The 17,514-nt window shown below is 64.3% G+C and carries 16 protein-coding genes, 2 tRNA genes and 1 pseudogene; 11 read left to right on the top strand and 8 right to left on the bottom strand.

Annotated features, from left to right (window positions below):
- Nucleotides 1–1,458 (bottom strand): DUF4185 domain-containing protein, encoded by a 1,458-nt coding sequence (locus AB0H22_RS01135; RefSeq protein ID WP_358144230.1) that lies wholly within the window; start codon nucleotides 1,456–1,458, stop codon nucleotides 1–3.
- A 261-nt stretch (nucleotides 1,459–1,719) separates the two neighbouring features.
- Here AB0H22_RS01135 and AB0H22_RS01130 point away from each other — a divergent pair, with 261 nt between their 5' ends.
- The 7 genes from AB0H22_RS01130 to AB0H22_RS01100 all read left to right on the top strand — a co-directional run bounded on the left by AB0H22_RS01130 (nucleotide 1,720) and on the right by AB0H22_RS01100 (nucleotide 9,701).
- Nucleotides 1,720–3,240, top strand: coding sequence for a carboxylesterase/lipase family protein (locus AB0H22_RS01130; RefSeq protein WP_358144228.1), 1,521 nt, complete (start codon nucleotides 1,720–1,722; stop codon nucleotides 3,238–3,240).
- A 43-nt stretch (nucleotides 3,241–3,283) separates the two neighbouring features.
- Complete coding sequence (locus tag AB0H22_RS01125) at nucleotides 3,284–4,819, top strand: carboxylesterase/lipase family protein (RefSeq protein ID WP_180748377.1); 1,536 nt, start codon at nucleotides 3,284–3,286, stop codon at nucleotides 4,817–4,819.
- A 26-nt stretch (nucleotides 4,820–4,845) separates the two neighbouring features.
- Complete coding sequence (locus tag AB0H22_RS01120) at nucleotides 4,846–5,169, top strand: YbjQ family protein (protein ID WP_180748376.1); 324 nt, start codon at nucleotides 4,846–4,848, stop codon at nucleotides 5,167–5,169.
- 49 nt (nucleotides 5,170–5,218) lie between these two features.
- Nucleotides 5,219–6,853, top strand: coding sequence for a phosphoglucomutase (alpha-D-glucose-1,6-bisphosphate-dependent) (gene pgm / locus AB0H22_RS01115; RefSeq protein ID WP_180748375.1), 1,635 nt, complete (start codon nucleotides 5,219–5,221; stop codon nucleotides 6,851–6,853).
- A gap of 67 nt (nucleotides 6,854–6,920) precedes the next feature.
- On the top strand, nucleotides 6,921–8,144 hold the full coding sequence (locus AB0H22_RS01110) for an MFS transporter (RefSeq protein ID WP_358145983.1): 1,224 nt from the start codon (nucleotides 6,921–6,923) through the stop codon (nucleotides 8,142–8,144).
- Nucleotides 8,145–8,201: 57 nt separating this feature from the next.
- Nucleotides 8,202–8,274: transfer RNA gene (locus tag AB0H22_RS01105), tRNA-Ala, on the top strand.
- A 599-nt stretch (nucleotides 8,275–8,873) separates the two neighbouring features.
- Nucleotides 8,874–9,701, top strand: coding sequence for an N-acetylmuramoyl-L-alanine amidase-like domain-containing protein (locus tag AB0H22_RS01100; protein WP_180748331.1), 828 nt, complete (start codon nucleotides 8,874–8,876; stop codon nucleotides 9,699–9,701).
- Nucleotides 9,702–9,728: 27 nt separating this feature from the next.
- Here the strand turns inward: AB0H22_RS01100 and AB0H22_RS01095 are convergent, their stop codons facing one another.
- Together AB0H22_RS01095 and AB0H22_RS01090 are read right to left on the bottom strand one after the other, a co-directional pair.
- Nucleotides 9,729–10,049: a hypothetical protein gene (locus AB0H22_RS01095; RefSeq protein ID WP_180748330.1), complete on the bottom strand. Its 321-nt coding sequence runs from the start codon at nucleotides 10,047–10,049 to the stop codon at nucleotides 9,729–9,731.
- A 9-nt stretch (nucleotides 10,050–10,058) separates the two neighbouring features.
- The gene (locus AB0H22_RS01090; protein WP_255485578.1) at nucleotides 10,059–10,715 is read right to left on the bottom strand and encodes an MspA family porin; all 657 of its coding nucleotides are present in this window, start codon (nucleotides 10,713–10,715) and stop codon (nucleotides 10,059–10,061) included.
- A gap of 84 nt (nucleotides 10,716–10,799) precedes the next feature.
- On the opposite strand from AB0H22_RS01090, the gene AB0H22_RS01085 reads away from it, so the two are divergent.
- Complete coding sequence (locus AB0H22_RS01085; protein ID WP_358144223.1) at nucleotides 10,800–11,270, top strand: MarR family winged helix-turn-helix transcriptional regulator; 471 nt, start codon at nucleotides 10,800–10,802, stop codon at nucleotides 11,268–11,270.
- Here AB0H22_RS01085 and AB0H22_RS01080 read toward each other — a convergent pair whose 3' ends face one another.
- Together AB0H22_RS01080 and AB0H22_RS01075 are read right to left on the bottom strand one after the other, a co-directional pair.
- Nucleotides 11,271–11,795 carry a hypothetical protein gene (locus tag AB0H22_RS01080; RefSeq protein ID WP_358145981.1) on the bottom strand — a complete coding sequence of 175 codons (525 nt, stop codon included), beginning with the start codon at nucleotides 11,793–11,795 and terminating at the stop codon, nucleotides 11,271–11,273.
- Nucleotides 11,796–12,001: 206 nt separating this feature from the next.
- Nucleotides 12,002–12,933: pseudogene (locus AB0H22_RS01075) on the bottom strand (MBL fold metallo-hydrolase).
- Nucleotides 12,934–13,041: 108 nt separating this feature from the next.
- Here AB0H22_RS01075 and AB0H22_RS01070 point away from each other — a divergent pair.
- Both AB0H22_RS01070 and AB0H22_RS01065 read left to right on the top strand, forming a co-directional pair.
- On the top strand, nucleotides 13,042–13,785 hold the full coding sequence (locus AB0H22_RS01070; protein ID WP_358144221.1) for an NAD-dependent deacylase: 744 nt from the start codon (nucleotides 13,042–13,044) through the stop codon (nucleotides 13,783–13,785).
- 28 nt (nucleotides 13,786–13,813) lie between these two features.
- Nucleotides 13,814–14,692 (top strand): P1 family peptidase, encoded by an 879-nt coding sequence (locus AB0H22_RS01065; protein ID WP_358144219.1) that lies wholly within the window; start codon nucleotides 13,814–13,816, stop codon nucleotides 14,690–14,692.
- Here AB0H22_RS01065 and AB0H22_RS01060 read toward each other — a convergent pair.
- Nucleotides 14,684–14,773: transfer RNA gene (locus tag AB0H22_RS01060), tRNA-Ala, on the bottom strand. The two genes, AB0H22_RS01065 and AB0H22_RS01060, sit on opposite strands and share 9 nt — an antisense overlap.
- 369 nt (nucleotides 14,774–15,142) lie before the next feature.
- Between AB0H22_RS01060 and AB0H22_RS01055 the strand changes: the two genes are divergently transcribed.
- A complete protein-coding gene (locus tag AB0H22_RS01055) occupies nucleotides 15,143–16,060 on the top strand; it encodes an SDR family NAD(P)-dependent oxidoreductase (RefSeq protein WP_358144216.1) in 918 nt (305 codons plus the stop codon).
- A 6-nt stretch (nucleotides 16,061–16,066) separates the two neighbouring features.
- Here AB0H22_RS01055 and AB0H22_RS01050 read toward each other — a convergent pair whose 3' ends face one another.
- A complete protein-coding gene (locus tag AB0H22_RS01050; protein ID WP_180748320.1) occupies nucleotides 16,067–16,519 on the bottom strand; it encodes a pyrimidine dimer DNA glycosylase/endonuclease V in 453 nt (150 codons plus the stop codon).
- Between the two features lie 21 nt (nucleotides 16,520–16,540).
- Entirely contained in the window at nucleotides 16,541–17,428 is an 888-nt protein-coding gene (locus AB0H22_RS01045) for an SDR family NAD(P)-dependent oxidoreductase (RefSeq protein ID WP_180748319.1), read from the bottom strand.
- Between the last annotated feature and the right edge of the window lie 86 nt (nucleotides 17,429–17,514).

Genomic DNA, 17,514 nt, shown 5'->3' with positions numbered 1-17,514 from the left:
TTACGGCAACGTCGTGCGCATCAACATCACGTTGTACGCCGACCATAGGGACAGGTTGAAGTACAGTTCCTTGCCGGTCGTCCACGGATGCAGGTACGGCGCGTACGGGCCGCCCGGCATCTGCGCCTCGGTGACGAGGACCTGCGGTGGGCTCCAGGGGCCCTGTGGAGCAGGCGATGTCGAGAGCAAGACGTCGCCGGACTTATCCCCGTACATCACCAGGTACTTCTTGAGGTATGTGTTGTACTGCGCCGACATTTCGCCCACCGGGCCCGAGATGATGGGCGTCGCGGCATTGGGATCGCCGGGAACCCAAGAGCCCCTATCGGTGTTCCAGAACTCATGCTTGCCGGCATCGGGCAGGTTTGCGGGCAATGCGCGCGATACGAAGGCGGATCCGCTTCGGCCAGAAGGTGTTCCGAAGATGTAGATGAAGCCGTCGGTACCCTTCACGTAGGCCGCCTGCTGGAAGTTCTCATTTCCCGCCCTAAACGGGACCTGGCTGATGGCATCCGGGGACGAGGGACGAACGCTCTGCGGGAATGTCTTCCAGTTCTGTCCGTTGTCGTTGGACACCGCGGTGGCCGAGTAGTTGGTGGTCCACTCGCCGGCGCTGTCCCAGCTCTTGATGGACATGTAGTTCATGTACTGGGTGCGCCCAACGGAGACGGCGGCGGTCGGGATGATGCCGCGCTCCTGGGCCGCCCACTTGATGGGCGGAATGATCTGCTTGGAGTAGCCCGGGCGCGACTGCGGGGAACCCGAATACGGGTTCGAGGTCGATCCCTCCGCCACCGCGAGTCCGCGCGAGAGTGACTTGTCCTGGGTGCGCAGCAGAGTGTTGTACCGCCACTGCTGGCTCTTCATTCCGCAGTATCCGTATGTATCGCCGAAGGCCATCAGCACCTGATGGCTGGCTGAATCGCCGTTGTCCCACATGATTCCGAGGTCGGTTCCGGAGATGCTGAACTTCTGAAGCGTGTTGGCGCCGGTGTCTACGCCGGTGACCCAGCCGACGACGGAGGTTGAGGGGGAGACGGCGGCTTCGGCGGACGGGCCTACGGCGGGCGCCGGCGCTGCGGCCTGCTGATCTTGCAGGTTGTTCTGGGACGGGTTGCCCGGCTCGGGAGGATTGGGCAGGGCCGGCCGTGCCAGCTCTTGGGCCCACCCCGGCTTCTTCTTAGCGCTCTGCTGGGGCAGGACCTGCTTGAGGATGGCCAGCGGCAGCTTGCCCAGTTCGGGCAGGGGGGCCTTGTCGTTCGCGTTGACGGGCCGGCGCCCGATCGGGGGCGCCTGGCCGGGCATACCGTCATCGGGGACCGGAGTCGGCGGCTGGAGCCCTGCTGCGGGGCCTGTGCAGGGATCAGCAGAGGCCAAGGGCGCGACATCGATCGCAACGCTTGATCCGATAATGACCGAGGTCAGCAAGACCACGGAGATACGGCGACGCGGCGACATGTCGGACCTTCCCGGGGCAGGACGCCATATCGACGTCAGCAATAGACTTCCGTGACGATAGTGGCTGGTGAGGCCAATGTGGCTACTGGTGCATCGATAGGTATGTTCCCGTGACCGCGTCGAAACCGAGCAGTCTGGCGCCGGTGGATTTCTGGAGGCGGTGATCAGTTATCAGTCGCCGGTGGTGCCGCTGCTCACGAATTGCCTGGATTTCCTGTATGGGCACTGCCGTCGACCCCGTGGGCAGCTATCTTGGCTCCCATGGCTTCAGGGTCGAAGACGCCCACTGTCCGCGTGACCACTCCCAACGGAATCGTCGAAGGCTTCGTACGGGGCGGTGTGCGGCGTTTCCGGTCCATTCCCTATGCCCGCCCCCCGATCGGGCTACTGCGTCTGCGTGCACCTCAGCCGGCTTTGGCGTGGGACGGAGTGCGTGACTGCACCGAATTCGGCGCGGCGGCCCCGCAGCAGCGCCGTTACCGGGTGTTGGGGCCGGGACGCGTCCAGCGGGCCAGCGAGGATTGCCTCACGGTCAACGTCGTCACACCCGATCGGCCCTCCAACGAACCGTTGCCGGTCATGTTCTTCATCTATGGCGGTGGGTACCTGCTGGGCAGCTCGGCGACCCCGCTGTACGACGGTGGCTCCCTGGCTCGGCGTGGGTGCGTCTACGTATCGGTGAACTACCGCGTGGGTGCACTGGGTGCCATGGACCTGTCGTCTTTGTCGAACACCAGCCACCTCATTGAGGGCAACCTGTTTCTGCGTGATGTGGTGCTGGCGCTGCAGTGGGTACGCGACAACATCACGACATTCGGTGGCGACCCGGGCAATGTGACGATCTTCGGGGAAAGCGCCGGGGCGCACTGCGTTGAGACCCTGATGGCCACGCCCGCCGCCGGGGGCCTCTTCCACCGCGCCATCTGCCAGAGCACCGCCAGCGGTATGGCGGTGCCCGCTGAGTCGGCGGCTCTGTACGCGCAGAAGTTCGCACAAGTCCTTGGTGCCACACCGGAAACGGCCGCACAGACCGTGCTGCAGTCGACGCCCGCCGAGTTGGGCGCGGCGCTCAACGCGCTTATCGCCGACATCGTGGAGAACATGCCGGGCGGGTCATTTGCGATCGGCCCATGCATCGACGGCAACTACCTGCCCCACCACCCCATCGAGGCGATGGAACACGGTGAAGCGCATCGTGTTCCATTGATCGTCGGTCACAATGCCGACGAGGCCAAACTGTTCACGCGGGTCCTCAAGATGATGCCGCTGTCTGAAGCCGCGCTCGAGGGGATGCTGATGCGGGGTGGGGCCGCCCATCGTGATCGCATCGTGGCGGCTTATCCCGGGTTCCCCGCGCGTCACGCCCGGGTGAAGCTCGCCGGCGACATGAACTTTTCCACCGCGGCCTGGCAAATGGCCGAGGCGCACCATCGGTACGCGCCGGTGTACTTCTACCGCTACGACTATGCGCCCGGGGCGCTTCGAATGGCCGGTATGGGCGCCACACATGCCACAGAACTGCTCGCCGTGTTCGATAGTTACCGCGGCGCGATGGGCACCGTGATGGCGGGGGCGATTGGCCGTCGCGACGCCGTGCGGGTCAGCAACGATGTACAACGACGCTGGCTTGCGTTCGCGCGCAGTGGAATTCCGGGTGACAGCTGGCCCACCTATGAACCTCCGGATCGGGCCGTGATGGTGTTCGACCATGCCACTCGCGTGGAGCTAGACCCGGAGGCGACCCGACGAGCCGCATGGGACGGATTCAGTCTCACTCTCTGATCCGCCATTGTGGGCCAACCGGTTGGTTACCTAGGATGTGTCGATGGCAACGACGCCCCGCACGCCCGGGTCCTTTTTGAGACGCGCTATTCGTATCAATACCGCTAACGGCACGGTCGAAGGATTCACCCGGGGAGGCGTGCACCGCTTCCGTGGGATTCCCTACGCGGAACCGCCGGTGGGCCCGCTACGTCTGCGTGCGCCCCGCCCGGCTGCGCCGTGGACGGGGGTGCGCAAGTGCCGCACCTGGGGTGCCGCCTCCATCCAGCAGCATCGCTACGCCATCATCCTGCCCGGCAAGCCCCAAAAGCTCAGCGAGGACTGCCTGACCCTCAACGTGGTCGCCCCCGAGGGGCCGATCAGTGGGCCTCTTCCGGTCATGTTCTTTATCCATGGTGGCGGGTATTTTCTGGGCAGCTCGGCGACTCCGCTGTATGACGGGGCGAGCCTGGCGCGGCAGGGATGCGTGTACGTCTCGGTCAACTACCGCCTGGGCGGCCTTGGATGCGTGGACCTTTCGTCGTTGTCCGATGAGAAGCACACCATTGAGAGCAATCTGTACCTGCGCGATTTGGTGCTGGCGCTGCAATGGGTGCGCGACAACATCGGCGCCTTCGGCGGCGATCCCAACAACGTGACGATCTTCGGCGAGAGCGCCGGATCACACGCCGTGAACACGCTACTCGCCGTGCCGTCGGCCGCCGGGCTGTTCCACCGGGCGATCTGCCAGAGCACCGCCACCGGCCTGGTGGTCAGCGCCGAGGATGCAGCTGTCAATGCGCGCCAGTTCGCGAAGTACTTGGGCGCCGGCGATTCGAACGCGGCCGAAACCGTGCTGTCCGCGAAACCGCAGCAGCTGGTGAAGGCGTTGTTCCGGCTCATCGGATCGGCCAAACATGTACCGGGGCTGTCGTTGCGGATCGGGCCCAGCATCGACGGCGACGTGTTGCCGCTCGACCCCGTCGAAGCGATGGAACGCGGTGAGTCGCATCGTGTTCCGCTGATCATCGGGTACAACGCCGAAGAGGCGACCCTGTTCACCAAGATGCTCAAGATCCTGCCGATCACACCGGAGGCGTTGGAGCACTCCCTGTCCAAGGGCGGGCCCGAGTTCGTCCAGCGCATCGTCGCCGGTTACGACGGGTATCCGTCGGAGAAGGCGCTCCTGCAGCTGGCGGGAGATCTGGCGTTCGGTTCGGCGGCATGGCGTGTCGCGGAGGCGCACGGCCGGTACGCCCCGGCGTACTTCTACCGATACGACTACGCGACGAGGGCGCTGCGCCGCTACGGACTGGGCCCCACCCACGCCATCGAACTGCTTGCTGTGTTCGGCACCTACCGGACCGTGGCCGCACCGTTCCTGGCGGGACGTAGGGATCGGGCGGCCGCCCGCGCCGTCAGCGACGAGATGCAGAGGCGTTGGCTGTCATTCGCGCACAGCGGAACACCGGGGGATGGCTGGCCCATGTATACGGTGCCGGACCGACAGGTGTTGATCATCGACAGCCCCTCGCGATTGGAGAGCGATCCCGACGGGGATCGGCGCCCGTTGTGGCAGGACGTCGCCTCGATCGCATAGCCGACGGGCGACGGTACGTTGGGCTCATGATCATCGTGACGAGCAACGACATTCCCGGATACAAGATCGCCGCGGTCTTCGGCGAGGTCTTCGGCTTAACCGTGCGGTCGCGGCACATCGGCTCCAACCTTGCCGCCTCGTTCAAGTCCATCGCCGGTGGTGAGCTCAAGGGCATTACCCAGTTGCTGCACGAGAGCCGCCAGGAGGCACTGTCCCGGCTGGCGGCTGAGGCGGAGTCGCGTGGGGCCAATGCCGTGGTCGCGTTCCGTTTCGAGACCACCGAGTACGCCAACACGGGCGTTGAGGTGTGCGCGTACGGGACGGCCGTCGGTATTCAGCCCCTCCAATAGCGGCCATTCGGTAAGACACGGTTCACCTGATCCGGGCAGAATCAGGCGGGTGAGCAATGCGCGCGCCGGACAGCCGGCCCAGCCGGAAGACCTCATCGATATCGCCCACGTGGTGACCGCGTACTACGCGATCGAACCCGACCCGGGGCACGTCGCGCAACAGGTCGCGTTCGGGACCTCCGGGCACCGCGGGTCGAGCCTCGACGGCGCCTTCAACGAAGCGCATATCGTCGCCACCACCGCGGCGATCGTGGAATACCGCTCCTCGCAAGGCATCACCGGGCCGCTGTTCATCGGTCGTGACACCCATGCACTCTCCGAGCCGGCGTGGACCAGTGCGCTAGAGGTATTGGCCGCCAACGGCGTTGTGGTGGCTGTGGATTCACGGGACCGATACACGCCGACTCCGGCGGTGAGCCACGCCATCCTGCGGCACAATCGCGGCACGCCGACCGATCGAGCCGATGGGATCGTCGTCACCCCGTCGCATAACCCGCCCCGAGACGGCGGGTTCAAATACAACCCGCCGCACGGCGGCCCCGCCGATACCGACGCCACGGGTGTGATCGCCGCGCGCGCCAATGAGATTCTGCGTACCGGATGGCGTTCGGTGAAACGGGTCTCACTGGCACAGGCGCTGAAATCCGTGCAGCGGTATGACTTTCAGCAGACATATGTGGACGATCTGGTCAATGTGGTCGATCTCGACGTCATCAAGGACGCAGGAATCCGCATTGGCGCAGACCCGCTGGGCGGGGCCAGCGTCGACTACTGGGCCGCCATCGCAGACCGGTGGTCGCTGGATCTGACCGTGGTGAACCCGCTGGTGGACGCCACCTGGCGGTTCATGACTCTGGACCACGACGGCAAGATCCGGATGGACTGCTCCTCACCGGACGCGATGGCCTCGCTGGTGGCATCGCGGGACAAGTACCAGATCGCCACGGGGAACGACGCCGACTCCGATCGGCACGGCATCGTGACCCCCGATGCGGGGCTGATGAACCCCAATCACTACCTGGCGGTCGCCATCGACTACCTGTTCAGCCACCGGGACGGCTGGGCCGCCGGGACCGCAGTGGGCAAGACGCTGGTGAGCTCGTCGATCATCGATCGGGTGGTGGCGGGGCTGGGCCGGACGCTTCTTGAGGTGCCGGTCGGCTTCAAATGGTTTGTCGACGGGTTGATCGGCGGGACAATCGGTTTCGGCGGTGAGGAGAGCGCCGGGGCGTCCTTCTTGCGCCGCGACGGGTCGGTGTGGACCACCGACAAGGACGGCATCATCGCCGCACTACTCGCCTCGGAGATCCTGGCGGTCACCGGGGCGACGCCCTCGCAGCGGTACGCCGAGCTGACCGAGAAGTACGGCGCCCCAACGTATGCCCGCGTTGATGCACCCGCGAGCCGCGAGCAGAAGTCGATACTGAGCAAGCTCTCGCCCGAGCAGGTGAGCGCCACCGAGCTGGCCGGTGAACCCATCGTCGCCAAGCTCACGAACGCGCCCGGCAATGGCGCACCGATCGGCGGGCTGAAGGTTGTTACCGAAAACGCCTGGTTCGCGGCACGGCCCTCGGGAACCGAGGATGTATACAAGATCTATGCCGAATCTTATCTGGGTGCCGAGCACTTGAGGCAGGTACAGGATGCCGCGCGCGAGGTCGTCTCCGCGGTGATTGGGCGATGAGCCGCTTTCGCGAAGAGCATTGCCTTTGAGTGGCTGTACCGACAGCGTCGCAGCCGCCAAACCGCGTCTGCCGTGGGAGATATGGATTCTGGTTGTCGCCAGCCTGGTGATTGCGCTCGGGTTTGGGGTGGTGGCGCCGGCGCTGCCGCAGTATGCGCGGAGCTTCGGGGTGAGCGTGACCGCGGCGACTGCGGTGGTGAGCGCGTTCGCGGCATTCCGGTTGGTGTTCGCGCCGGCCGCCGGAGCGCTCGTGCAGCGGCTGGGGGAGCGCTGGGTCTACATGACCGGGCTGCTGATCGTCGCGGTGTCCACCGGCATCTGTGCCTTTGTGCATAGCTATTGGCAGCTATTGGTGTTTCGATCGCTCGGCGGCATCGGCTCCACCATGTTCACCGTGTCGGCGGCGGCGCTGCTCGTGCGCATCGCACCCGAGGAGATTCGAGGGCGTGCGCAGGGGCTGTATGGGTCGAGCTTCCTGCTCGGAATGGTGGCTGGGCCCGCCGTGGGCAGTGCTGTTGTGGGGCTGAGCCTTTCGGCGCCGTTCATCATCTACGCCGCGGCGCTGGTGGTCGTCGTCGTGCTGGTCTACTTCGGATTGCGGCACTCCACGCTGCTGGAGGTCGCCGATAATCATCAGCGGACGCCGGTGACGTTGAAGTCCGCATTGCGTCATCGGACGTTCCTCGCTGCGCTGATGTCGAATTTTAGTGCGGGATGGGCGATCTTCGGGATTCGCGGTGCGCTATTGCCGCTGTTCGTGGTCGAGGCGTTGCATCAACGGCCGGGGGCTGCCGGACTCGTATTCGCAGCATTTGCGGCCGGGGACGTGTCCACGGCCTTCCTGGCCGGGTCGTGGTCCGATGACATCGGCCGTAAACCGCTCGTGGTCGCCGGTCTGGTGGTGTGCGGGTCCACCGTGGTGGCGATGGGCTTTGCGTCATCCTTGCCGGTGCTCATCGTGCTCTCGCTTGTCGGCGGCATCGGCGCGGGGCTGTATGCGTCCCCACAGCAGGCCGCGGTGGCCGATGTGGTGGGCAGTCGGGGGAGGGCGGGGACGGCATTGGCCAGTTTTCAGATGACCTCGGATATCGGTCTGGTGATCGGGCCTGTGGTCGCCGGGGTGATCGTCGAGCAAGCGTCCTATGGATGGGCGTTCGTGGTAGGTGGTGCGATGCCGCTGATCGCGGCGGTGGCGTGGATTTTTGCGCCCGAGACGCTGGGGAGACTTGCGTCACCGCAGGTTAGGAGTATGCAGGAAGTAGCAGAGGATGTCGGTGGGCCGGAGCGCTGAGATTTTGAGAGCCCGTCGCCGTGGTGTAACTTCGTCCGAGCACGAACAACTAAACATGGGGCTATGGCGCAGCTGGTAGCGCACCACACTGGCAGTGTGGGGGTCAGGGGTTCGAATCCCCTTAGCTCCACAATAATCCCAGGTCAATGACCTGGGATTTTTTGTTGCCCGGGTTGAGTGCGCACGGACGTAACCGCCGAGATGTTCTTGCGCTCCCAGCGAGCCCTTCGGAGAAGCCACTGCGTCACAACACCCTGCGGTACAGCAGCCACAGATACGGCGCAGCACGCGAGGGCCGCGGTGAAGCAAGATCAGCCACCGGATTAGCAAGAGGCTTACAACGGGAGCCGTACTCGCAACGGCGTACCCGTCGCACGTTCGTTAACTGCGATCCGATGAACACCAAGGACTACTCCACACCCCGGCCCTTCGGCACATGTGCGACGTGTGCGTGTCTGGTTGGTCCCTACCGGACATCCACCCCTGCTCTTGGAGGCGCCATCCCGAGGCCCTGACTCGGGGTTCGCTCGACTTGCCCTCTTGACGACGCGTGGGGCTTCCGCAGGAGCCGTCAAATCGATTCCTGCGCAGGACTATTGCTGCTAGCAGCGCTGTTTTGTCTCGCTGGGCTGGACGTTGCTTGTGCGATGATGGGCTATCCGGGACCGTGGGATGAACAATGCACTACCGGAATTCGGATGGGCGAGCCATGTGAAAGGGCATCAGGTCATGAACACGACGACGCACCGGGCTCTGAAACAACTTCGCCACGGCCTGTTCGCGCTGCTTGTATTGATCTGTGCGCTGTGCGCATCTCCAGTTTCCTCGGCCGACACCGTGCATATGAGTCCGGATAACGAACGCCGGCTCCAGGGGCTGCTCACTGAGCGCAACCGCCTTGCGGCGGAGAATCCCGCGCAGCTGAGTGCCGCGGTATCGGCCCTTTTTCTGCGTGTGCCATACGGCGCTGACACCCTGATTGGATCCGCTTCCATCCCCGAGCAGTTGGTCGTAGAACTCTCCCGCGTGGACTGCTTCACATACGCCGACTATGTCGAAGCGCTGAAGCGGTCGAGTAACAGCACCGATTTCATCGCCCAACTGACCCAGATCCGTTATCGCGGGGGCGATGTCAACTTCACGCAGCGCCGCCACTTCTTCACCGATTGGGCCGCCGATACGCCCACCAACGCCACCGATGTGACAGCTAGCCTCGGGGCACCTGTGGAGCAGGTCGCCAAGACGCTCAACCTGAAGGATTCCGGCGGCAGCTATCTGCCTGGGCTTCCGCCGCGGCCGCGCACGGTTGTCTATTTACCGAGTGCCCGTGTGTCGGGTGGTGTCATCGCAAATCTTCACGACGGTGACTACCTCGGTGCCTACGCCACGGCCGGCGGGCTCGACGTCACGCATGTAGGAATTTTCCTCCACACGCCGAGCGGGCCGGTACTGCGCAATGCCTCGTCATTGCGGGCGAACAACCAAGTCGTCGACACGCCACTGGGGGAGTATCTGGGCACGGTCCCGGGAATTGTCGTACTACGGCCGACTCGATGAAGCGCGCGCACCGGCGATTGCCTCTGACTAAGGAGCGGGGCTCAAGGAATCGGCCGACGTCTGTACTCCAGAGATCCCGCGGGAAGCGTTGGCTGGGGCAGGTGCTGCGGGGCTCAGGGTGTCGGCCGATACAGATACGCCCGAGCGTCCTGAGGGCAGCAGTGGAATTCCGATTGTCGCCGGGTATCCCGGTGGCCCGTACTGCAACGGTCCGATCACCGGCGGGGGCGGGGGTGTGATCGGGCCGGGGTTGGCCCTTGCCACACCCGTACCCGCGGACAGTGCCAGGGCGGCGGCCAGTAGCAGCGAGACGCCTCCAGTTCGGCGGATTATGTTGAACAGAAACATGTATCGCTCCTAGTTCAGGACGTACGGATCGCCGTACACGGACAATTGCGTTTGTTGAACCGCACTGGCGACCGCGAATGTCGCGTAGGAGCGCACCGTCACCGGTCCGCCGCAGGCGTCCACTTTCAAGTGGACGTCTTGCATATCCAGGCGCCCTACGCCTGCCGTCACCGGCATAGTGCCCATCGCGACGGTGGTGATCACGCCCGGCTGCAGGTCGGTCTGCACGAAGCCGCCGATCGCCCCGGTGCCGCCCACCTGCACTCCCGGCTGGCCGCTGATGGTCGCCCCGACCGATCCCGCCAACTGGCCAGTGCCGCCGATCTGAAGACCCTGTGACACATCGATCTGGCAACCGACTTGGTAGCCCGCGACGAAGTTGGCTGCGGTGACGGGATTGCCGCCGCTGCCGCCGATGTTCGCCTGCGCGGACAGCGTCATGAACGCCTCGCGAGAGTTCTGCGCGCCGGCCAGATTTGGGACCGCATTGATTACCTCGCCCGAGAGGGCAACCGACAGGTGCCAGCCGTCGAAGGTTGTGCGTTGGCTGGATTGCGGAGCCATCTCGACGGGGGCGGCCCAGCTGGTTGCCGATGTTGCGAGGGCGCATGCGATCGCCATCACGGCCGCTCCGGCGACCAAACCGGAACGCTTCGCGCTGCTCATAATGGGTACCTCCTATCAAATCGTTTGATTAGAACTAACGATTTGATTAAAACAGATGATCTGCATAGATGTACTATTGGGGCTATGAGTGAGTTCCCACCGGATGATTACCCCAGGCCACAGGGGTTGTTCGGGCCCCTGTTCGAGATCCTCCTGCGACGAATGCATGTCGAAGTGGATGCCGAACTGGGTAAGCACGCACTGCGGCTGCTTCATATGGGGGCGCTCAACGTCTTGGATGCGGCTGGCACGCAGTCTCAGGCAGATCTCGCCGAAGCCTTGCGGGTGGACAAGACCACCATGGTTGGGCTGCTGAACGATCTGGAAGCCATTGGCTTCGTTGAGCGTCAGCGGTCCCCGGAGGACCGCCGCCGCCACGATGTGGTGATGACTCCGCTCGGAAAGCGCCGGAACGCCGAGATGGTCGAAGTGCTCAGAGATGCAGAGACCCGCGTGCTGTCTGCCTTGAGTGCAACGCAGCGATGTGAACTGTTTGTGCTGCTCGAAAAGGCTTTCTTGGCGGCGTCCGGGGGCACCGGGGTCGACCGGGATTGATCACGTGAGGCCGGTGACGAACCGGATTCTGCCCTGCACAGTGATGTGGTAACTGATTCGGTGGAGTACTGCATCACTGTCACGTACGGCCAAATCCACGAGCAGGCCGTCGAACAGACTTTGGATCGCCTGTCCGGGTTGCAGTCCGATGCCGGTCCGTGTCCTGAAACGCCAACGGTCAACAGCGAATCCTGCGTCTATCGCCTCATGCCGATCGAAGATCGAACTCAGGGTGGCGAAGGGAATGGCGCTGTCCACCTGGAACCACGGGAAGGTCCCGGCTGGTATCGGGATGTTGTGCCGTGTGGTGATCGCCTTGAACGCATCGCTCATGTTCGGGGAGATCAACGCTTGATTTCGCGACCAATCCACGCTGGTCTGGCCCGGCATGTTGACGATGGCGACGCCATTTGTCTGGAAGACGAAGCGCTGATCGGCGATCGACGTCGGTTGTTGCTCGTTGACTGCCAACGCCGCCGGGGTAAAGAAGTGCGACTGACTTTCGAAATTCGGAATGAGGACCATGGTGCACGCGCCTTTCGTAGCCGGATGAATGTCATTCCAGCGCAGGGCCATTGCCATAGACCGGTTCTCTTGTTCGGCCGAACGTTGGTGACACGACGGTATGGGCTAACGGAGACCGTGGGCACGAGTAGTGCACTACCTGAAAAGACCACCGCGGCGTGGTTCACACGCCGCGGTGGTCTCGTTAGTTCCCACTGAACTAGCGGTCAGTAGTCCCAGGTGGCCGGTACACACCGGAAGGTGTTGCCGGCGGTGGCCACATGGCAGACGGACGGGAACGGCAGGTGGGTGGCAACCATCGCCTCGCCGGTCGCCGCCAGCTCCCGCAAAAGACGGATCCGCACCCGAGCCGCCTCCTCAGGATCGTGCTCAAAGCCGTTGTGCCACTCGGGATTATCGAAACCGGGCGCGAACACCGCATCGCCGGCGAACGTCAGCTTCTCCCCGCGTGACTCAAGGCGGACCACGCTGTGTCCGGGGGTGTGGCCGCCGGTGCGAGAGATGAGAACTCCCGGAGCCACCTCGTACTCCGTCTCAAATGTCCGCAGCTGGCCGCGGTACTCGTTCAAGAACTGCGTAGCGACCCTGCGAAGCACGTCCGGAATTGGCCCCGGCATGGTGGCGTGGGAGAAATCGGGTGCCTCCCAGAACTCGGCCTCTGCGGTTGCGGCGTGGACCCGCAAGTCCGGATGCAGCCGCGCCTTCAGCCCTTCGGTGAGCAGCCCGCCGACGTGGTCCATATGCATGTGGGTGAGCACCACGTCGGTCACGGAGGCGAGATCGACACCGGCGGCCTCTAATCGCGCGGCCGTCTGCCCTGCCTTCGGGAAGTCCGGGAACTCCAGCCCCAGCCCGGCGTCGACGAGTATGGTCCGGTCGCCGCTGCGCACTACGACCACATTCAGCGGCCAGTCCACCACATCGGGCGGCAGGAACATGCCGTCCAGCCAGACCGCCAGTTCGGTCGGATCGACGTTGGTGGCCAACGTCGACGCAGTTATCGGCAGTACCCCATCGCTGATCACCAGCACCTCGATATCACCAGCACCTCGATATCGCCGACGTCCATCGCGTAGCGCGACGGAACCAACTCGTCGACCCCGAGGCCGCCGAGATGAGTGGTGTTGTCCAAGGTCATGATTTCTCCTGCTGACTGTTCGGCTGCGTTTCCTATCAAGATCAGCCTGGCGGCCCGGACAGCGATGCGAACCCTTGGAAGTCCGTAGTCCGTAGTAAGAAAGACGGTGTGACACAGGTACCCGACGAGCTTGTTGCCGCCGCATCGAAGGCGCGCACCGTCACGGTGCTCACGGGCGCCGGTATGTCCGCCGAGAGCGGGTTGCCCACCTTCCGCGATGCCCAGACGGGACTGTGGTCGAAGTATGACCCGATGACGCTGGCGACGCCGGAGGCCTGGAACGAGGATCCGGGTCTGGTGTGGGCGTGGTACCAGAATCGGCGCATCCAGCTGATTGCGGTACAGCCGAACAACGGTCATCGTGCGTTGGCGCAGTGGGGATCTCACCGCGACATTCGGATCGTCACCCAGAACGTCGATGACCTTCACGAACGCGCTGGCAGCGCCGAGGTCGTGCACGTCCACGGCAGCCTGCTCAAATCGCACTGCGATACCTGCGAAACCGGGTACGACGTGACGGTCGCCGCCCCCGAGTCCGAGCGGGTGGCGCCGCCCGAGTGCGACTGTGGCGGAAAGGTTCGTCCCAGCATCGTGTGGTTCGGCGAGATGCTGCCCGAGGTTGAATTCGGTCATGCCGTCGCGCATGCGCAGAACTGCGAGCTGATGCTGCTCATCGGAACCTCCGGCATCGTGTACCCGGCTGCCGGACTCCCGCAACTGGCATTGAGTCGCGGGGCAACGGTTGTCGAGATCAACCCGCATGAGACGGACCTGTCCGACCGCGCCGATCTCGTCTGGCGGGCCACCGCGGCCACTGCTCTGCCTGCACTCGTGGATGCGCTGTCTCTCTAGGGGCAGGGTCTGAGTACCGTTGGCCCGTATGGGAAACACGCGAAGCATCGGCATCCCCGGGGTCGGCGTTGGGCACTGGACCAACGAGGCCGCGGAGACCGGCTGCACCGTCGTTTCCCTACCGCCGGGCACCTGCGCCTCGTGTGAGGTGCGCGGTGGCGCGCCCGCCTCGCGCGAGCTCGCCGCTTTGGCTCCGGACAAGTCTGTCGTCGCGATCGACGCGGTGGTGCTGACCGGCGGCTCCGCATTCGGGCTCGCGTCTGCCGACGGCGCCATGCGGTTCTTCGAGGAGTCGGGCAGGGGAGTACCGACACCGGGCGGACTGGTCCCGGTGATCCCCGCGCTCGCCCTCTTCGATCTGGCGGTGGGAGAAGCCTCGGTCCGGCCGACGGCAGAGGACGGATACGCGGCGGCACGTGCATCGGTCGACGGGCAGCACTTCGAGGTCGGACGAGTTGGCGCGGGTACCGGCGCCTACACCTCACACTGGCGAGGCCCGGACGGACGGCGGCATGGCGGTATTCGTTATGCCGAGGTAGCTGCCCAGGGGGTGATCGTCGGCGCGTTGGTGGCCGTCAACGCCTACGGCGATATCGACCAGGGTGGCGAGGACGTGTCGCTGGATCCGGTGGCGGCATTGTCCGAGGTTTTCGGTTTCGGCGATTCGCGTCAGCACACCACGATCGGTGTCGTCATCACCAACGCGCAGCTGGACAAGGTGGGCTGCCATATCGTCAGCCAGGGTGCGCACGACGGGCTATCCCGGGCAATCACACCACCGCACACACGATTTGACGGAGATGCCTTCGTCGCCGCCGCGACGGGGCAGGTACCCGCTCATGTCGATGTGGTGCGGTTGATGGCCTTGGACGCCGTGGCGCGCGCGATTCGATCGGGCGAGGGCTAAGGGGATTCGAACCCCTGACCCCCACGCTGCGAGTGCGGTGGAGAACGCACATCGAGGTGCCCGGCTACGAGCGACAGCCCCGACCAGTGAGGCGCGTTTGTCGCTCATAGCCGGGCACTAGTGAGTGGGCTTCTCGGTCATGTCCCGGTCAGTGGGTCACTCTTGCGCCATATGCGTTATTTCGGATAACGTATCTGGGGAGGCGAGGATTCGACTCAGTGTCGAGGTGAATCCGGATGGAGGCGTGCATGTTTGGGGCCGTCCTTGCTGCGGGTTCCCTGGTCGACCAGACGTCCGGTACGTCGTGGACCGCACGCTTCCCGCCCGCTCCATGCCGACGACGGCGCACGATGTTCACCCCGAGTGGTTCGTGACAGCGGTGCCCCGACGAACGCCGCCAACGGGTGCAGCGATTCGCACATGAAGTCATCGAAGCAATGGGAGCAGCCAATGAACGACATTCGATTCGACGGGCGGGTAGCGATCGTCACCGGTGCGGGAGGTGGGCTCGGGCGCGAATACGCGCTGCTGCTCGCCCGCCGCGGCGCCAAGGTCGTCGTCAACGACATCGGATCGCCCGATGAGCTTCTCGGCACGGGCAGCTCCGATTCCCCGGCCAATTCCGTGGTCGACGAAATCACGGCCCTCGGTGGTGAGGCGATCGCCGACACCCACACGGTCGCGACGGGAGACGGTGGACGCGCCATCGTCGGTACCGCACTGGACGTGTGGGGACGGGTGGACATCGTCATCAACAACGCCGGAATCGTCGGGCCGATAAAGACATTCGCCGAACTCACCGACGAAGACGTGGATACCGTGCTCGGCGTACAACTGCTCGGGCCATTCAATGTGCTGCGCCCGGCGTGGAAGACGATGGTCGACCAGGGATACGGACGGATCCTGAACATCTCATCCGGCAGCATGTTCGGGCAGGGGGAGGCTTGCACCTATCCGACCGCCAAGGCCGGAATGATCGGCATGACAACCAACCTGGGGCTTGCCGGACCTGCCTATGGCATCAAGGTGAATGCGCTGCTTCCCGTCGGGTTCACACGGATGGTGGAAAACATGCCCGAGCCCGCACTGAGCTGGTTGCGTGACACCTTCCCGGCCGCCTCGGTGGCACCGGTCGCGGCGTTCCTGGTATCCGAAGATGTGCCATGTTCCGGTGTCAGTTTCAGTGCCGGTGGCGGGCGCTTCGCGCGGGTATTCCTCGGTGAGGCGCTCGGAGTGACCTCGGCGCAGCTCACCATCGAGGAGGTCCGAGACAAATTCGACGCTGCGATGGAAACCGTTGGCGCTGAGACGATCACCAATGTGGGCGACGAGCTTGCGCTCTATGCGGCCAAGCTTTCCGGGCAGTGACGGCGCCTATGCCGTGGGATACGAGGGCAGTATTTTCTCCCAGCTTTCGATCTCGCCGGGTATCACCCGGAAGATCGGATGCGGCCGCAACCTCAATGCCCTGTCAGCCGATCCGGGTACGGAATCTCGTTGCGCCAGCTTGGCGTCCAGAAGCCATCGCTCATACGCCAGTTGCCCGCGGTGAACATCGATCCAGGGTTCGAGTACGGAAGCCGGCACCCCGATGAGGTCCCGGTTGAACCGGTAACCGCGATGGTCGGCCTCGTCGGCCAGGCCGGTCAGGTATGCGCCGATTCCGTCGAGCGGCTGTTCCAATGTTTTGAACCGGTCCAGCTGCGGGTGATTGCGGTATCCGCGCGTGCGCCCCTGCAGCACTTTCTGCGCCAGCAGTGTTTCCCGCCAGCACGCAACGAGCCCCTTGGCATCGAGGTTCCCCGGGTGCAGTGACCACAGTCGCATGTCATCTCTGTACCCGAAGACTTACAGATTCACCAGCTCACCTGAACGCCGCCACAGTTCCTGTTGGGCCTCTTGATCCGATCGGATTCGCACGGCAGGTAGTACCCCGAGACCGGGAGTGGAGGTGAAGAACTGCCCAGTGGTCGTGGCGAGGTCTTCGTCGAGGACCAATCGGATGCCCATCCGAGCTCCTTGATCGGGCCGCCGCACGAAGGGTGTGCGCGAGGCCAGACCCGCGGCGGTGGTGAGGATGCGGCTGTCTCGTACCAGCCCGGTCGACACCATGCCGGGACAGAAGCAATTGACCGTGACTCCCGTGCTGTCGAGGCGTCGCGCGAGCTCCTGGGTGAAGAGGATGTTCATCAGCTTTGACTGCCCGTACATGATCTCCGAGCCGATCGCGTTGTATCGGCGGGGCTCTGCGAATCGGTCCATGTTGATGCGTGGCCATGAGCGGTGCGCTTCAGACGCGGTGATGACGATTCGTGCCCGGTCCGCGGCCGTGATCGGGTTGAGCAGCAGATTGGTCAGTAGGAACGGCCCGAGGTGGTTGGTCGCGGTCATCAGGTCGTACCCGTCGGCGCTGGGCTTGCTCGACATGGAGTGAATGCCTGCGTTGTTCACCAGGGTGTCTATCCGGGGGTGCGTTCTGACAATCTCCGCGGCTGCGGCCCGGACCGAATCGAGGTCGGCGAGATCGGCCTGTATGTACTCGGGCGCCGACAGTGCCGAGTTTTCGGCAGCGAGTTCGTGGACGGTCTCGGCCGCCTTATCGGGGTCCCGGGCCAGCAGCGTCAACAGGGCGCCGCGCCGGACGAGAACGCGGGCGATCTCCTTGCCAATGCCATTGGTAGCGCCGGTGATGACGATCCGCGAACCGGCGATCGGACGTTCGAGGTATGTGCTCATGACCCTCCTCAGTGAGTGAGCAGTATGTATTCAAATACAGTCAGTATTTGAATGCGGTGAGCATTGCAAGGTCGTCGGGCCGTGTC

Source organism: Mycobacterium sp. NPDC050853, from assembly GCF_040653875.1.
Taxonomy (GTDB): Bacteria; Actinomycetota; Actinomycetes; order Mycobacteriales; family Mycobacteriaceae; genus Mycobacterium.
This window is presented reverse-complemented; position numbering and strand designations above follow the sequence as displayed.

Coding starts and splice junctions, on each gene's coding strand:
- AB0H22_RS01135 (WP_358144230.1), bottom strand. CDS start 1,458: ATGTCGCCGCGTCGCCGTATCTCCGTGGTCTTGCTGACCTCGGTCATT.
- AB0H22_RS01130 (WP_358144228.1), top strand. CDS start 1,720: ATGGCTTCAGGGTCGAAGACGCCCACTGTCCGCGTGACCACTCCCAAC.
- AB0H22_RS01125 (WP_180748377.1), top strand. CDS start 3,284: ATGGCAACGACGCCCCGCACGCCCGGGTCCTTTTTGAGACGCGCTATT.
- AB0H22_RS01120 (WP_180748376.1), top strand. CDS start 4,846: ATGATCATCGTGACGAGCAACGACATTCCCGGATACAAGATCGCCGCG.
- AB0H22_RS01100 (WP_180748331.1), top strand. CDS start 8,874: ATGAACACGACGACGCACCGGGCTCTGAAACAACTTCGCCACGGCCTG.
- AB0H22_RS01095 (WP_180748330.1), bottom strand. CDS start 10,049: ATGTTTCTGTTCAACATAATCCGCCGAACTGGAGGCGTCTCGCTGCTA.
- AB0H22_RS01090 (WP_255485578.1), bottom strand. CDS start 10,715: ATGAGCAGCGCGAAGCGTTCCGGTTTGGTCGCCGGAGCGGCCGTGATG.
- AB0H22_RS01085 (WP_358144223.1), top strand. CDS start 10,800: ATGAGTGAGTTCCCACCGGATGATTACCCCAGGCCACAGGGGTTGTTC.
- AB0H22_RS01080 (WP_358145981.1), bottom strand. CDS start 11,795: ATGGTCCTCATTCCGAATTTCGAAAGTCAGTCGCACTTCTTTACCCCG.
- AB0H22_RS01065 (WP_358144219.1), top strand. CDS start 13,814: ATGGGAAACACGCGAAGCATCGGCATCCCCGGGGTCGGCGTTGGGCAC.
- AB0H22_RS01055 (WP_358144216.1), top strand. CDS start 15,143: ATGAACGACATTCGATTCGACGGGCGGGTAGCGATCGTCACCGGTGCG.
- AB0H22_RS01050 (WP_180748320.1), bottom strand. CDS start 16,519: ATGCGACTGTGGTCACTGCACCCGGGGAACCTCGATGCCAAGGGGCTC.
- AB0H22_RS01045 (WP_180748319.1), bottom strand. CDS start 17,428: ATGAGCACATACCTCGAACGTCCGATCGCCGGTTCGCGGATCGTCATC.